Below are 14,925 nucleotides of genomic sequence, written 5' to 3'. Positions count from 1 at the left end.
GGTTATTTTATTCCTTCTTTAACTTGTACCATTGGCTAGCATCTTTTTCTATTACCCAGTAGTCATCGCCATCCTTTCTTATTTTAAAAACGTATTCACCCTCTTCTGAATTCCTTAATTCTGCTTCGCCAAGTTTAGTATAATACAACTTATACTCACCAACGTGTTCTAATGTGTTTCCTTTAACTATAGCAGCCGTATCCTGAATTTTAATATCGTAGCAAGTTTCAGATTTAATTGTATCCGTTCGAATATCAGGATGGCAAAAACCATAGATATTATTAGGAATTTTGACATTGCTATTGTCAACGTTGAAAAAGGCCGGGAACTGACGTACAAAAAAACTGTCGTTGACATAAGGAGGAAGCATTACAATTTTCAGCCTTTTGAGTTCTGTCCATTTACCATCATCCTGATTGTAGATATAGAAAAGGGAGATTGCATCCTTTTTGGCATGAACGGTCTCCTTTGTACAATCTCCGTTCGAATCCAATTCTTCGGTGCTCAAATAGACGCAGAAAATATTATAACTCTTTAGATCCTTATTTAATAAGCTTCTGATCTTTTGATCATCTTTATCAAAATCATAAGTATCTAAACGCGTATTCTCATAAAATTTGCTTTTCCAGAAATTTCTTAATTTTATTGACTTCGGAACATAATGCACGACAAAATATCCTTCTTTCTTACAATCCAAATAACTAAAAAAGGGATGATCAGATATATTAGATTCGTCAATAATTAGTTGATATTTTGAACTATACTTTTTGTCCAAAAAATCAACCGGATGCTTATACTGACTATCCAATTCATTTTTTCCCCTATCAGCCTGCGATATTCCATTGCATGAAAGGGAAAAGATCAACACAAAAAAAAGCAGTATTGATTTATTTAATCGCATTTCCATTTTTATCAAATTTCGTTTTCATATAATCTTCAGCTTTTATACGAAAGCTTCCTAACGAATAAAAATTATTATACCCTTCTCCTTTTGTTGCGGCTTCAATATGACAGTGCCAATATTTATTATTTATGCCGTGCTCAGGTTTACCGTTAGCCAGACCAGCATATGACGCATTTCCGGTAGAACCAGAAAGAGCTATTGCTTGCCCATGTTTAACTTTCTGTGCTTTCTTAACATAAATCTTATCGAGATGACAGTACAAAATAAAAACCTCTTTCCCATTTTTATCCTTAGACTTAATCATAAGTGTATTCCCCAAACTATGCTCTTTATATTCATTGGTCTTAAAAGTATCAACCACCGAAACCACTTCACCACACATCAGCGAATGTACAGTCTTATACATAGGCCCAGACAAAATATCAATGCCCTTGTGCCCCCTACTAGAATTAAACCCAAAACGATTATTGTTTTTACCACCATTATCATCACTGATTTCAGGATTATTCCACACATCGGCATAGTCAAAACACTGCGAACAGTCAGTAGGACATTGTGAAGATTTACTGTCTTGCTCCTGTTCTTTACAACTGAAAACATTTATTTTATTGTTTTTCCCATTCTCATGCCAGCTTTCGACAGTAGCAGTTATTTCCCATCGATAGGTTTTCCCTTTAGTTTCCTCAGCATACCCCCGTAACACCTCTGTTACATCTTTTAGTTCACCATCCTTTCCTCTTCGCTTAAATGTGACTTCCTGTTTATTATTATATTCTCCTTGTTCTTTCATAAATGTCGGGTTCTGTCGGTACTCCAACATATGCTTTTTGTCTATAGACGCATCGAAGATTATCTTTGTTTTTGCATCTTCATTTTGGAGTAATCCTGATTTTGTAGGATAAATTACTGCTAAGTAAAGGTCTGTAAAGTCTCGCAGAACACCTCCTTTCCCGTTATTCATTAAGTATTTCTGAACATACTGAAGTCTTTTTTTAACCCAATTCAACTGCGATATTCCATCAATTGTCATAATATTTTCACGGGTAGTGCCAATATCCATTACACTCCCATCACCAAATCCAATAAGACCAAAATACCCGTTTTTATTGGAATCATGTGGATTAAAAGTTCCGCCAGTTTCTAAAGCCATACATGCCATTAAATTGTTAGCCATATTCCGGTAGTCATTTGGCCAAATTTCTTTAGAAATTTCTACAACCTTTTTTCTAAATCCGCACGATACTTTGTCTCCCCAAATCAAATCATATTCCTCACACAAGCACTTTGTATTTTTACTTGCGGTCTCCTTCCCTCCCACCATATACTTCTGGCTCCCCTTGGCCACCGTCCATTGACGGAAGGCGCTGCCGGCAATGAATAACGGGCTTTCCGTCCAGTCCGTTGCTTTTAACGCCGGTGTGGGCAGGTGGTCCTTTACCTGCTGTTGTGTCTTTAAAGGCAGGGCGGTCTTTACAGGCTTCGGTCGTTCAAACAAGTCGTATTTCCGAAAATCCGGATTTATCAGGTTGATATGATCACTTGCCAGGAATGCCTTTTTATCCGGACTGCTCCAGTATTCCACCGTTATGTAATAGGCATGCAACTGATCTGCGGCGGCGGTCAGCTTTTTAAAATCGGGCTTCAAAACAAATTCTGCTTTTGCCACCCCGTTTTTATTGATGGTAGCTTTAACCCCTTCGGCATAGTGGGGCAGCTTTGGCCAGTTGGGTCCCGTATCCTCCCATAAACTGATCTTGATATTTTTGCCGGGCATCCCTACAGACAATACCACTATCTTCACTTTCATTCCATATTGCAGGGGGCCTTTTACCCGGTTGCCGGCGGCGTCATAGATCTCAATCCCTGTAAAATGTGGAGTATTGGTATCAACCGGTACCACGTCCATCGCCATGGGTGCTCTTCCTTCGGGTTGAGTTAAATAGCCTTCCACCCGGTACTGATGTCCTAAAGCCGTTTGCCCAAAGATGAAAAAACTTTCTCCTTTCTTTTTGATACCCGTAGTGGTATAGTGGCCGTCATCGCGCCGCTTAAAAAGCTCCCAGGTGATGTTTTTTTCATGGCGCAAATGCGCCGGGGTGTCCGGGTACCAGCCCGTTATATCAAAAGACGTCTTATCGCCTATACGGGGATGGTGGTTTCCGCTGATGCCTGCCACACCTGTTTTTGTACTCATAGGATGGTATTTAAAGGGCTTCCCAATTATGTTCATTTAGCTCCGCTTCAATTGCGTCTTTGCTGATCGCAGGATTCCATTCTTTTAGCATGCACTCATCTGACTGCTCCGCCTGTTTTGCGGCCGGAACGCCTGTTTGCCCATGCCAGGCAATACTTATGCAGGCATCGCCCGCAACGGCGCAAGCTGCTTTACTGTCTTCCAATAAAATATTTCCTCCGTGTGTAAGCGTTACCCGCTCATAAAAATTCACCCATTGCTGTACCAGCGGTTTACATGGCTTATGGTTCATTTTAGCACAGGAACCAAAACTGTTGTTTTTAAATGTGGCACCCGTATCTTTTGTGGTGGCTATTAATTTTTTTGACCCGCTTCCATCATTAGCCATTTCTTTGTGATGCGATTGAACAGAAAGCCCGTCGGGAACTGTTCCATAAAGACATTTGCAAAGTGCCCCCTGCACGACTACATGTTTTTCATTCATAGTTATAGGTGTTTATTTTTATTTGCCAGAACTTTGGTGCCCCGGACGGTTCACTTAATTCAATATTGGCCGTAATCTTTTTAATTAACAAGGTTCCCGCATCTAACTGGTACCGGAACCTGGCCAAGCCTTTAACAGCTAACTCATTCCGGGTAGCGGATGCACTCCTGCATTTCCCATAGATCAATGCTCCGTGGGTTCTGGTGTCCATACACTCCGCATCGAAGGACAGCGAGATCAGGTCCTCTTCAATTGATGTAACTGAAGGCATTCCTTTAAACGACACAGCATCTGCATCTGGAACCAGGGGCAGGCTAAATTGAAAGAAGGTATCCGTTGCCCGTTGTTCACGGATCAAGAAAAAATACAGCTTGAGAAACAGGTCTTCATCATAAATTTTTCCAAGCAGCACGGGGTTTTCCAAAACAGCTTCTGTCTGCCGGATCACCGAAGCGGTCACAGCCCCTTCGAACTCCAGCAATAATTGCTCTTTTATCTGCCGCCAGTTTTCATTTAGCGTATTTATATTTACAACCTCCCATTCATTGTTCTTTTGAAAAAGCTGAACCGGATAAAAGCATTTGCCTGAAAAATAAGCCAGCTCCAGGAATGGGTTCATATTACCACCCAGTATAGGAGCCCTCTCGTAAATTATTCCTTTTCTTATACCATCTTGGCCCACAATCGCCGTCAACCTGATAGTGGCTGTGAACTGCTCCGCTGCTTCATTGCCGGTACTTACACAATAATCATAATAAAAGCTTTTGCCAGGAGACAGGCTTTCCGGCCACTGTTGTAAAAATCGCCAATCCTGATATTTTTTTTCTTTTATCATGATTACATTTATCAAGGAATTAAAACATGAAGGATTAAGGATAGTTAAGCTACTTCCGAAATGCGCTTAATTGTCAACCGGCTTCCTTTATGGCCTTGCTTCTTTCTGATACTTTTTTTTCAACTTTTCCTCTCTCTGCATCTAAACCCTGAACCGATATCATTCAATATTTATTTTACCGACATTGATGGTATCATTTGACAGATCATATTTTTTAAGATCAATGCTAAATATTTTTCCCCCATTATTATAAAAATTCAGCCATGAATTAATTCTTGAACTCATACGCCTGAACTCCTGATAATTTTTTAATACAACTTTGGGCATTACAAACCGTCCATTTAAGTCTGTTACAACATCCTGTCTACTTAAAACATCTGTTGAGTCATAGCGTACAGATAGTGCAGTAACCGCATGACCCTTTATATAAACGTACCCTATAACAGGTTTACGATACAGAAATTGCTTAGTACTACAAGCTAGTGTTAACATAAGAACCATGAGGCTGATTATATATTTCATTACTGAATCTTTAATTTTGTTAACCAAATCAATTTTGCAACATCAAACTCCGCAGCTATAGTTCTTGAAATATCATAATAATTTTGATAGTATTTCATCAGGTCAATTTCACCAGCAGTTGGAATAGACGGGGAGTCATCAAGCACCTTTTGTGTAAAAATAGTAGAAGATTTCTTGTGGCTCTTAGAATAGTCCTGTCCACCATAGCTTAATAGAATTTGATGTCCGATTTCATGTGCAGCGGTCATTTTAAAATCCGGGATATTAGAACCAAACATCCACCCTTTTGTATTAAAAATAATGGAACCGGGATATTTTCCCCATCCGGGATGATATATATATCCATCCGCAAAATATAAAATCCGTGATAATTCCCAATTTCTGGACCTTCCCTCTTCTTGATTTGTTTGATAAATAATTCGGGGAGCTAACATTCCATGCTCATCTGAATTTGCTCTTACAAACACCTGATACAGATCCTTTCCGATCATTATTCCTTTTCCAATATTCCCTGAATGTCTCGACCAAAACTGCCCAACTCCATCCAATGCATACTCCTCTAAATCCTGATAGGATACAGCTTGCTTATTTAATGGAGGTTTGTGATAGTAATCAACTGCCTCTTTTGACACATCGCCATCTTTGTTTAGCCCTTCGGCGCCTCCATTTCTAAGATTAATTTTCAGATCAATATTTATCATCTTATTTGCCCTATCAATTCTCACATCAACCCAATCTACATCACTAGGCACAACAAAGAATTCTTGTTCCAGACTTTTAGAAACACCATTTTTTGTGGCAGTAATTTTTGCTTTCAATCTTTTCCCAGCAATACTTCTGCTATCATATACTTTATCTACTGTAAACCCGTCCCAATATATCGAGTAGTGCCCCGGTTCTGTATAGCCAGATACTCCTGTATAGGACTGTAATACATAATTAATATCGAAAATATTTTTCTTTACACTTGGGTCCGAAATTTGTTTTGCCTTTGATTTCATATCATTCAGAAACGATTGTTTTTGATCAGCATGAATGGTCACGGGCTTAATATTGGTCTCAATATAAAGGGCGTTTCCATTATCATCCAATATTCTAAACTCAAGCGAATCTATACTTTCACCAAACAAGCTGTAATTAAATTTAAAATATCCATTTTCAATATTATTTTTAAAGTCCAATACGCCCAGCGGTACAAATGTTTTATCGGACTTGTCTAATGAAAAAGTAATCTCAAATTCTTGGTCCCTTCCCTGATAGCGCTCTGGCTCTCCAAACCTCGTGCCCCCTTCTTTTCCCCATTCATCAATAGTGTCTTCCGCGTTAAAAACGATCGACTCCTGTGCATACATATTATGCCTGCCGTCGGTACGCTTAACGATTTTTCCTTTTACATATCTTGTGTGGCTCATGGGTTTTAGTTGGCTTTTGTGTTTCCAAAGCTGTTATTGTGAATTTCCTTTTGAGCGTGCTTGGCAATGCTGTCATTGCTTGAAATCTCAATCCCCTTTTCACTGATCTCCTTTCGCTCCTGCTTCGATTCCGAGATAAAATCCCCCTCGATCATTTCTGTAAAAGTGCCAGTGATCGTGTGCAGGCTATCACCACCTACTGTAAGGCTGTTCATCATTCCCACACTGGCGCTGTGGTTGGCCCCCACACCAATCGTATTATTCATACCAACGGTCTGCGAATTGTCCTGCCCCACATAAGTGCTCATATTTTCCTGCACATTAATGTTCATATTCTTACACGTAAATGTCATCGTTTCCGGCGCGTTCACATTGATATTTCCTTTGCCATCCATAAACCAGGTATTGCCGCTGGGATCCTCCACAAATACCGAACCTTCAGCATCGTTCATCCGTATTTTGGTGCCGCTCCGGGTTTGAATAGTTTTAATATCATTGCCGGCATTGCTGAAACCGTTATTTGCCGCGCCGTGGTATACGGTGCCGATCACATAAGGTTTGGTGGCACTATCACTCTCAAAACCAACCATTACCTCTTCACCAATCTCCGGCATAAAAAAATGCCCCTTGGAACCCCCGCCGTGCGGGCTTGCCACCCTGATCCAGGGCGTTTGCTCCGATCCGTTCATCCAGTGAAATTTCACCCGCACCCTGCCCAGGCCATTATAATCGTTATTATCCGTCACAATAGCGCTTTGCGTTTCACAGACGGGGTCCGCTGGTACTATTACCGGCGGCACTTTGATACCTGAGGGTACCGCAGTAAAATCATTCTCATAATGCCCCTGGCCATCTGCATAATGGTTGACAGCAGTTACCAGGTATTCTCCATACCCTTCGTTGCCCGTCGTAAAAACATTGTTGCCGCTCACATCGATCCGGGTGCCAATGGCCACGCCGGGGTGGCCGCTCTGGCCATTGAACCGTACCAGCTTGCTGCTTTCCATTGCGCTGTGCAAATTCACGAGATCATCCTGTTGTTTCTTATTCGTCAAAAACCGGTTATTCCATTGTTTGGGTCGGGTACCGTATACCGTCCGGGCTGCTTTATACACCTGTTCGCCCCAACCATTCAGGCCGGCTTTTTGCTCCACGCCCTGCGGTTCACTTGTATATATTTTGCTGTTTAAATAATCCCAGGCCATCAATTGCATTTGAGTGGGCCGCGCCTGTAGCGCAACGTTAAACCGGCTTAAATGCTGTCCATATACCAGCGACGTTTTTTTGCTGTCGCGCGGAGGGCCGATCACCAGGTTTCTGCCATCCCAAAACAACCATTCCCCAAAAGTGGCGGTCAGCCGTTTTAAAAACTGCCAGGCCGTTTCTTTATACTGCACGGTATAGGCCAGTGTTGCGCCATATAACGGCTGCACTTGGGGTTCGAGCAGGTTTTGGGGGAAAAACTTCAGCACATCCTGTGCAATATTTTTGATCGCTTTTTTCTCCCAGCTTTTGCAATGCGGGCCGCTGTCCATTATGATGGTAGGACTGTTACCTGTGATGAGCACATCACCCTGGTGACCCGTGAACCGCGCCGTTTCCACACCGGTAATGATGCCGTTGAAAAGTACGGTTCCCGAAAGCCCCACCCCATCGATCCGCGCGCCGAAACTACCACCGATCATATCCCCGGAGCGGGTAAACATTCCGGCCTTGCCATCAATTGCCTGGGCAGGAACCGTCAGTGTAAATTGATGATGATCGAAAATACTTTGTCGTAAACAAAAGGAAGTAAACTGCAGCAACGGTGTACCGTTAATGCTGAACATAGGTTGGGTTAACTGGGGCATAGCATGAGGGTTTGTCTGTGGTTAAATAGGTTATATGCTCTTAGCAGACTAAATGTACGATAAAAAAGCCAGTTTGCCGATAAAAATTGACAAACGTCACTGAACCACTGAAACACAGAGTTTTAGTGGCAAAAGAAAAAATCCCTACTTTGCAACAATGGAAATAACAATTAGAAGAGCGGTTGCTTCAGATTGCCCGCGTATTTTGGATTTGGTACAGGAGCTGGCAACCTATGAAAAAGCGCCGCAGGAGGTAACTGTTTCTCTGGAACATTTTACCGAAAGCGGTTTTGGCCCCAACCCGGTTTGGTGGGCGTTTGTAGCAACTACCCCTACTCCTGAAGGGGAAATAATACACGGCTTTGCCCTTTATTATATCCGCTTTTCTACCTGGAAGGGGCAGGCTCTATACCTGGAAGATATTTTGGTAACCGAAGCTATGCGTGGACATAAAATAGGCGCGCGGTTGTTTGACCGGCTATTTGCCGAAGCCCGGGAAAAAGGATTCAACCGCATTTGCTGGCAGGTGCTCGACTGGAATGAACCGGCGATCAATTTTTATAAAAAATACGGGGCCAGCTTTGACGGAGAATGGATCAACTGTGCGGTTGATGTGCAATGAGAAAAGGTTCCTGCAGATCAGCGCAAATGAAACGCGACGGAAGGGCCCTATCTGCGTAAACCAGCGAATAAAATCTGCGCACATCAGCGGGAAATCGTCCCGCAGCTTCTGACCCCGCATTAAGCATTATGTATTCAGCATTCAGCGTTCATAGCAGTACTGCAACTGAAGGGAGTGACACAACGATGCTGATAGTAGCATCCCGAAAACATTCGCATGTGCGTCAAGCTAAGCGCGACATTCAATCTGCTGGAACTGCAACTACACCAGCATTTGAGCCATTTTCGCTCCGTTAGGAGCGTTGTGTTTATAGCAATTGCAATAGTATTTACTCGGGCTCCGTAGGACGCCCCGTGTTTACGCGGCACCTGACGGAGCCGATGCGTTGCGTAGATGATCATGAATACTATAAACACTCGGCGCTTACAGCGCCTGAGTCGCCTTCCTTATCTTGGCGCACATGCGAAAACATTCGGGACCGGCAACCCAATCAAAAAGAATAAATCGCCGCAAACAGCACATTCCAGTCGTTGGCAGTAGCGCGCTGATGGCTGTCTGTGAACAATGCCTTTTTATTTACATGATCCCATCTGATCTCCGGCATAAAAATAAACCCGGATTTTTTAAAGCTTGCCGTAAGCGTGCTGGCGAAAATGTTATCCCCCGCAGCGGCCGTTCCTAAAGATTTTAAGTGGTTATGGTCGTTAAAAAACTCGTTCCGGAGTGTGATGCCACACCATTGCACCGGGTCGTAATTCAGATATAACGCCGTTCCCCACCAGGGTTTGCCGGTATCATTTTTTTGTGTTGTGCTATTCCAAAGGCATACCGAAGCATAAGTGGCGTTCACCCCCAATGAAAACTTATCGCTGAACTTCCCTGTGGCCACCAGATCAACCTGGTCCGCCCTTGAAGTATCCACTGTTTTTCCGCCCACATAATTCAGATACAGTTTAAATACATCGGAAGAGGTATAGCTGTATTGTGCGATCAGCGATTTCCGGTTGATCTTATCATCGGGCACAGTGCGGTAGTCGGCCGGATTAGAAACTCCTATCATAAACCCATGCCTGCCCGCGCTATATTCTGCCTTAACGCCCGTATGCGAAAAAGGTCCGTTGGTAAACATATAGCTCATGCTGTAGTTGCGGTTGTTCTGTGGATCCAGCACTTCATAGCCCACATGCGTTGCCCAGGTACCGGCGGTAAGCGTCAAATGCTCCGCAGGGCTGTAGCTGATGTATAATTGCTTTACTGCCTGCGTAATGCCTGCGTCCGCGTAGGCGAAGTCTTTCGCCCTGGGGCCAAAACCAAGGTCTGCCACCATGCTCACCCTTTTTAACGTATAGGCCGCTTTAATACTGGCCATGCCCAGGGCAAACTGGTTATGCGATTGCGTAAAACTGGTGAGGGAGTTGGCTTTAGTTTTGGCAAAATCATATTTATAATACACGTCTGCCGAACCGGATATCTTCAGCGGCTTTTCTTCCTGGTTCTTAGTGAGCGAATCCGAAGTGTCCTGCGCCAGCAGCGCTCCTGATACAAGAATGGTTTTTGTGAGCAATAAAATCCTTCTCATTAAATAAAAATTTAATTTGTTTATTAAATTGGTTACATTTTTTCGTACGACAATGATCTAGAAGTGCTTTAACAGGGGTTATAAATGTGATTGCGCATTATTTTATAATCATATTATAATTTTAAAAATATAAATTATTTACTACAAAAAATATATTATCATACATAATAAATTAATAATAATTATAAATAATAATAGTAAATATATATTTAAATACAATTTTAAACAATAATTATTCATATATTTTAAATAATAATTTATATAGTTGTAACAGGCCAGTCACATTTTTAACCGTAGAATTTGTGAACTTGCCGACTTCAGTTATCTTTGCCGCCTTCCCGAAGGGGTTCTTCGGACAAAAAAAATTAAATGGCAAATACAGCAGACATAAGCCGGGGCATGATCTTAAAGCTTGATGGCAATCTTTACTCAGTAGTTGAGTTTGGCGAAAACAAAACCGCCCGCGCAGCCGCTAAGGTTTGGGCGAAGTTAAAAGGGGTTGATAATACCCGTACTATTGAAAAGACCTGGAATTCCGGCGATACCATTTTCCCTGTTCGTGTTGAAAAAAGAGCCTATCAGTACCTGTACCAGGACGAAACAGGCTATAATTTTATGGACAACGATACTTTTGAGCAAATGAGCGTGGCGGAGAACCTGATCGATGCGCCGCAATTTCTGAAAGAAGGACAGGAAGTAGGCATTGCCATTAATACTGAAACAGAATTGCCGGTAAGCGTTGAGCTTCCTGATAAAATTGTGATGCTGGTAACGTATACCGAACCGGGATTAAGAGGCGATACCGCCACCCGCACTTTAAAACCTGCTACTGTTGAAACCGGTGCTACCGTAAGCGTTCCCCTGTTTGTAAATGAAGGAGAACTGATACGTGTGAATACAAAAACCGGTGAATACGTGGAGCGCGTAAAGGATTAATACAATACCTGGTTGAAAATGGCTTAAATTACCCGATTTTAAGCCATTTTTCTTTTAAACGGAGGTTTTTTTATCTAAAATCGCCGAAATATGATGTTGAATTGCTTACCTTAGCTTTTCACGCTTTTTTACTAATTTTCTTTTAATTACAACAAAAGGAACCAAACTCCAAACTCATTAAAATCTTGAAGAAATATGGACTTTAAGCAAATTCAGGAGTTAATCAAGATGATTAACAAATCCAATATTGGCGAACTGAGCATTGAGCAAAAGGATTTCAAAATCTCCATCCGCCAGAAGGAAGAACAGATCACACAGGTAGTAGCAGCGGCACCTGTTCATTACCAGCCGCAGGCGCCGGCACTGCTTCCGCCTCAAAACACACCAACTGCTCCTGCATTAGCCCCCAAAGCAACCGAAATCCCTTCTAATACGATCACAATAAAAAGCCCGATGATCGGTACTTTTTACCGCAAACCGGCTCCGGAAAAACCCAATTTTGTTGAAGAGGGCGACAGCATCACACCGGGTAAGGTAATTTGCGTTATTGAAGCAATGAAGCTTTTTAACGAAATCGAAAGTGAAGTAAGCGGAAAGATTATAAAAGTATTGGTAGACGATGCTTCTCCTGTTGAGTTTGATCAGCCATTATTTATCGTAGAACCATAATCAATTTGAAAATTTGCCAATTTGAAAATTTGAAAATAGCCCCGCTGTTTTCAGCGTTTTTGGATTGGCTTAAATTTTAAAATTAGCACATCTTCAAATTCTCAAATTCGTTCAATGTTTAAAAAAATATTAATCGCAAACAGAGGTGAAATTGCCCTGCGCGTTATAAGGACCTGCCGGGAAATGGGTATTCAGACGGTGGCTGTATATTCTACTGCTGACAGCGAAAGCCTGCACGTAAAGTTTGCCGACGAAGCCGTATGCATCGGAAGACCTGCGAGCGTTGATTCCTACCTGAATGTACCCAATATTATGGCGGCCGTGGAGATCACGAATGCCGATGCAGTGCACCCGGGCTATGGTTTCCTGGCCGAAAATGCAAAGTTTGCACAGATCTGCAACGAGAACGGGATCAAATTCATTGGCCCTACGGGCGATATGATCAACAAAATGGGCGATAAGATCACCGCCAAAGAAACGATGATCAAGGCGGGCGTTCCTGTAGTGCCTGGTGGCGAAGGATTGCTGAAAAGCCTGGACCATGCCAAAAGTGAAGCAAAATCAATCGGTTATCCCGTTATTTTAAAAGCGACAGCCGGTGGCGGTGGTAAAGGGATGCGGATCGTTTGGGAAGAGTCGGAACTGGAGCGCGCGTATGACACTGCAAAAGTGGAGGCAGCCGCGTCATTTAAAAATGATGGCATCTACATGGAGAAATTTGTAGAAGAGCCCCGCCATATTGAAATACAGGTAGCCGGCGATCAGTACGGCACCGTTTGTCATTTGAGCGAAAGAGATTGCTCCATCCAGCGCCGGCACCAGAAACTGGTAGAAGAATCTCCTTCTCCTTTTATGACGGATGAATTACGCCATGCCATGGGCGAGGCGGCAAAAAAGGCAGCCGGCGCCATTGGTTATGAAAGCGTGGGAACCATCGAATTCCTGGTAGATAAACATCGCAATTTCTACTTTATGGAAATGAATACCCGTATTCAGGTGGAACATTGCGTTACGGAAGAAGTGATCAATTTTGACCTGATCAAGGAACAGATAAAAATTGCAATGGGTGAAAAAGTGTCGGGGGCCGATTATTATCCCCAGATGCACGCGATCGAATGCCGCATCAACGCGGAAGACCCTTACAATGACTTCCGCCCCTCACCCGGAAAGATCACCAACCTGAACATACCAGGCGGACATGGCGTTCGGGTAGACAGTCATGTTTACGCCGGCTATACCATTCCTCCCTATTATGATTCAATGATCGGGAAACTGATCACCGTTGCACGTACGCGCAACGAAGCTATCGACACCATGTATCGTGCATTAAGCGAATATGTGATCGAAGGCATTAAAACAACTATTCCCTTCCATTTACAACTGATGCAGAACGAGGATTTCCGCAGCGGGAACTTCAACACCAAGTTCATGGAAAGTTTTGTGATGAAGAAATAAAGGACAGACCTATAAGGTTTTTAAAAACCTTATAGGTCTATTTTTGGCATCGCCAAAAATGGTCATTGATTTAGCCGCTGATCCTGGCTATTTTTATAGAAAGGATTTTGCACAGCTCTAAATCATACAAACATGAACCCCAATACTAACACGGCAGCTACCGATGATCCGGCGCCATCGGCCAAAAGAGCTTCGCGCTATAGTTTGGCCGCAACGGCTATTTCCGGCTGTATTATCGGAATTACGCTGATCTACCTGGCCTACCGGGTGGGACCAGATCCTGCCGTTTACCCGATCACTTATCTTATCTGCATTTTTGGCTATATCCTTGGCTGGATCATTGCCATCGTTTCAACGCCTATGAACAAATCGGATGAAACGGACCTGGGCAAATTCTCTAAAATACTGGGAAGCTTTCTTACCGGGTATGTATTAAGCAAATGCGATAAAATCTTTGAAGCGATCCTTGACATTAATAAGGTGTTTATGACCATTGCCGGAGCCCGGCTTTTGCTGTTCGTCTGTTGTTTCGGTATCACCTTTATAATGGTGTTTTATTACCGCCGGTATAAATGGAAATTCAACAGGTAATGAATGCATTGCTGGTCGGCGCAATCCAAAATTAATTAGCCTCACAAAATTCCTTCGTAGCTTTAGTGCAATTTATTCATCACTAAAACATTAAAAATGAAAATAGGAATCATAGGCTCGGGGGATGTGGGTCAAACATTGGCAAAAGCTTTTGCCAACGAAGGGCATGAAACAATGCTCGGTACCCGAAACACTTCAAAGCAAGCTATTGTAAAATTCAAAAATGAAAATCCGGAAATTACGGTTGGTACTTTTGCTGAAACAGCAGTATTTGCAGAGCTGGTTGTGTTGGCCGTTTCAGGTGCCGTTGCGGAGGAAGCTATTGCTACCGCCGGCAAAAATAATTTCAGCAATAAAATTGTAATCGATGTTACCAATCCCATCTCATCCGATGCTCCGGTGAATGGCGTGCTTCATTTTTTTACCTCATTGGAGGAATCATTGATGGAAAAGATCCAGGCAATTATTCCCTATGCAAGCGTAGTAAAGGCCTTCAGCAGTGTAGGCAATGCGCGTATGTATAAGCCCGATTTTAAAGAGGGAAAACCTACTATGTTCATTTGCGGCAACAATGATGCTGCTAAAAAAACTGTAACAACTATTTTAACCGCTTTTGGCTGGGAAACGGAAGACATGGGGAAAGTGGAAGCAGCAAGGGCCATTGAGCCCCTTTGTATGTTGTGGTGCATCCCTGGTTTTCTTCATAATCAATGGTCGCATGCATTCAAATTGCTGAAGACCTAAAAAAATGTTTTGCACCACCCGCCGGTGCCGGCAAAGCGGTTTTGCAAGTGTCACTAAAAAGCCCCGGTAGATAACGACCGGGGCTACAACTATAAACTATACACCCAAACTCCTCTTGAATTTTCACA

At 42.7% G+C, this 14,925-nt stretch carries 14 protein-coding genes; 6 read left to right on the top strand and 8 right to left on the bottom strand.

What is annotated here, in order from left to right:
* Nucleotides 1-7: 7 nt before the first annotated feature.
* From NIASO_RS18265 to NIASO_RS18235, 7 genes are all read right to left on the bottom strand, one after another.
* Nucleotides 8-901, bottom strand: a complete 894-nt coding sequence (locus tag NIASO_RS18265; RefSeq protein ID WP_008588447.1) for a hypothetical protein — start codon at nucleotides 899-901, stop codon at nucleotides 8-10.
* Entirely contained in the window at nucleotides 888-3,098 is a 2,211-nt protein-coding gene (locus NIASO_RS19820; RefSeq protein ID WP_008588444.1) for a M23 family metallopeptidase, read from the bottom strand. The genes NIASO_RS18265 and NIASO_RS19820 overlap by 14 nt, the downstream gene beginning before the upstream one ends.
* Nucleotides 3,099-3,108: 10 nt before the next feature.
* Nucleotides 3,109-3,582: a DUF4280 domain-containing protein gene (locus NIASO_RS18255; protein WP_008588442.1), complete on the bottom strand. Its 474-nt coding sequence runs from the start codon at nucleotides 3,580-3,582 to the stop codon at nucleotides 3,109-3,111.
* Nucleotides 3,575-4,417: a hypothetical protein gene (locus tag NIASO_RS18250; RefSeq protein WP_025299130.1), complete on the bottom strand. Its 843-nt coding sequence runs from the start codon at nucleotides 4,415-4,417 to the stop codon at nucleotides 3,575-3,577. The genes NIASO_RS18255 and NIASO_RS18250 overlap by 8 nt, the downstream gene beginning before the upstream one ends.
* A gap of 159 nt (nucleotides 4,418-4,576) precedes the next feature.
* Nucleotides 4,577-4,939, bottom strand: coding sequence for a hypothetical protein (locus NIASO_RS18245; protein ID WP_008588438.1), 363 nt, complete (start codon nucleotides 4,937-4,939; stop codon nucleotides 4,577-4,579).
* Nucleotides 4,939-6,351 (bottom strand): hypothetical protein, encoded by a 1,413-nt coding sequence (locus NIASO_RS18240; protein ID WP_008588436.1) that lies wholly within the window; start codon nucleotides 6,349-6,351, stop codon nucleotides 4,939-4,941. Before NIASO_RS18240 ends, NIASO_RS18245 begins: the two co-directional genes overlap by 1 nt.
* Before the next feature lie 5 nt (nucleotides 6,352-6,356).
* Nucleotides 6,357-8,201, bottom strand: a complete 1,845-nt coding sequence (locus NIASO_RS18235) for a type VI secretion system Vgr family protein (protein WP_008588434.1) — start codon at nucleotides 8,199-8,201, stop codon at nucleotides 6,357-6,359.
* A gap of 157 nt (nucleotides 8,202-8,358) precedes the next feature.
* On the opposite strand from NIASO_RS18235, the gene NIASO_RS18230 reads away from it, so the two are divergent.
* The gene (locus NIASO_RS18230; RefSeq protein ID WP_008588433.1) at nucleotides 8,359-8,823 is read left to right on the top strand and encodes a GNAT family N-acetyltransferase; all 465 of its coding nucleotides are present in this window, start codon (nucleotides 8,359-8,361) and stop codon (nucleotides 8,821-8,823) included.
* A 490-nt stretch (nucleotides 8,824-9,313) separates the two neighbouring features.
* On the opposite strand, the gene NIASO_RS18225 is transcribed toward NIASO_RS18230, so the two are convergent.
* A complete protein-coding gene (locus tag NIASO_RS18225; RefSeq protein WP_008588431.1) occupies nucleotides 9,314-10,402 on the bottom strand; it encodes an outer membrane beta-barrel protein in 1,089 nt (362 codons plus the stop codon).
* 369 nt (nucleotides 10,403-10,771) lie between these two features.
* Between NIASO_RS18225 and efp the strand changes: the two genes are divergently transcribed.
* The 5 genes from efp to NIASO_RS18200 all read left to right on the top strand — a co-directional run bounded on the left by efp (nucleotide 10,772) and on the right by NIASO_RS18200 (nucleotide 14,797).
* Complete coding sequence (efp, locus tag NIASO_RS18220; protein ID WP_008588429.1) at nucleotides 10,772-11,338, top strand: elongation factor P; 567 nt, start codon at nucleotides 10,772-10,774, stop codon at nucleotides 11,336-11,338.
* A 195-nt stretch (nucleotides 11,339-11,533) separates the two neighbouring features.
* Entirely contained in the window at nucleotides 11,534-12,007 is a 474-nt protein-coding gene (gene accB, locus NIASO_RS18215) for an acetyl-CoA carboxylase biotin carboxyl carrier protein (RefSeq protein WP_008588427.1), read from the top strand.
* A 114-nt stretch (nucleotides 12,008-12,121) separates the two neighbouring features.
* The gene (gene accC / locus NIASO_RS18210; protein ID WP_008588426.1) at nucleotides 12,122-13,462 is read left to right on the top strand and encodes an acetyl-CoA carboxylase biotin carboxylase subunit; all 1,341 of its coding nucleotides are present in this window, start codon (nucleotides 12,122-12,124) and stop codon (nucleotides 13,460-13,462) included.
* 132 nt (nucleotides 13,463-13,594) lie between these two features.
* Nucleotides 13,595-14,053: a hypothetical protein gene (locus tag NIASO_RS18205; RefSeq protein WP_008588424.1), complete on the top strand. Its 459-nt coding sequence runs from the start codon at nucleotides 13,595-13,597 to the stop codon at nucleotides 14,051-14,053.
* Between the two features lie 96 nt (nucleotides 14,054-14,149).
* Nucleotides 14,150-14,797 (top strand): NADPH-dependent F420 reductase, encoded by a 648-nt coding sequence (locus NIASO_RS18200; protein WP_008588423.1) that lies wholly within the window; start codon nucleotides 14,150-14,152, stop codon nucleotides 14,795-14,797.
* The last annotated feature ends 128 nt before the right edge of the window (nucleotides 14,798-14,925 follow it).

This window comes from Niabella soli DSM 19437 (genome assembly GCF_000243115.2).
Taxonomy (GTDB): Bacteria; Bacteroidota; Bacteroidia; order Chitinophagales; family Chitinophagaceae; genus Niabella; species Niabella soli.
This window is presented reverse-complemented; position numbering and strand designations above follow the sequence as displayed.

What these genes read in the sequence shown, in the direction of transcription:
- NIASO_RS18235 (WP_008588434.1), bottom strand. Translation starts at nt 8,201, where the DNA reads ATGCCCCAGTTAACCCAACCTATGTTCAGCATTAACGGTACACCGTTG.
- NIASO_RS18265 (WP_008588447.1), bottom strand. Translation starts at nt 901, where the DNA reads ATGCGATTAAATAAATCAATACTGCTTTTTTTTGTGTTGATCTTTTCC.
- NIASO_RS18245 (WP_008588438.1), bottom strand. Translation starts at nt 4,939, where the DNA reads ATGAAATATATAATCAGCCTCATGGTTCTTATGTTAACACTAGCTTGT.
- NIASO_RS18205 (WP_008588424.1), top strand. Translation starts at nt 13,595, where the DNA reads ATGAACCCCAATACTAACACGGCAGCTACCGATGATCCGGCGCCATCG.
- NIASO_RS18240 (WP_008588436.1), bottom strand. Translation starts at nt 6,351, where the DNA reads ATGAGCCACACAAGATATGTAAAAGGAAAAATCGTTAAGCGTACCGAC.
- efp (WP_008588429.1), top strand. Translation starts at nt 10,772, where the DNA reads ATGGCAAATACAGCAGACATAAGCCGGGGCATGATCTTAAAGCTTGAT.
- NIASO_RS18225 (WP_008588431.1), bottom strand. Translation starts at nt 10,402, where the DNA reads ATGAGAAGGATTTTATTGCTCACAAAAACCATTCTTGTATCAGGAGCG.
- accC (WP_008588426.1), top strand. Translation starts at nt 12,122, where the DNA reads ATGTTTAAAAAAATATTAATCGCAAACAGAGGTGAAATTGCCCTGCGC.
- NIASO_RS18255 (WP_008588442.1), bottom strand. Translation starts at nt 3,582, where the DNA reads ATGAATGAAAAACATGTAGTCGTGCAGGGGGCACTTTGCAAATGTCTT.
- NIASO_RS18250 (WP_025299130.1), bottom strand. Translation starts at nt 4,417, where the DNA reads ATGATAAAAGAAAAAAAATATCAGGATTGGCGATTTTTACAACAGTGG.
- NIASO_RS19820 (WP_008588444.1), bottom strand. Translation starts at nt 3,098, where the DNA reads ATGAGTACAAAAACAGGTGTGGCAGGCATCAGCGGAAACCACCATCCC.
- NIASO_RS18230 (WP_008588433.1), top strand. Translation starts at nt 8,359, where the DNA reads ATGGAAATAACAATTAGAAGAGCGGTTGCTTCAGATTGCCCGCGTATT.
- NIASO_RS18200 (WP_008588423.1), top strand. Translation starts at nt 14,150, where the DNA reads ATGAAAATAGGAATCATAGGCTCGGGGGATGTGGGTCAAACATTGGCA.
- accB (WP_008588427.1), top strand. Translation starts at nt 11,534, where the DNA reads ATGGACTTTAAGCAAATTCAGGAGTTAATCAAGATGATTAACAAATCC.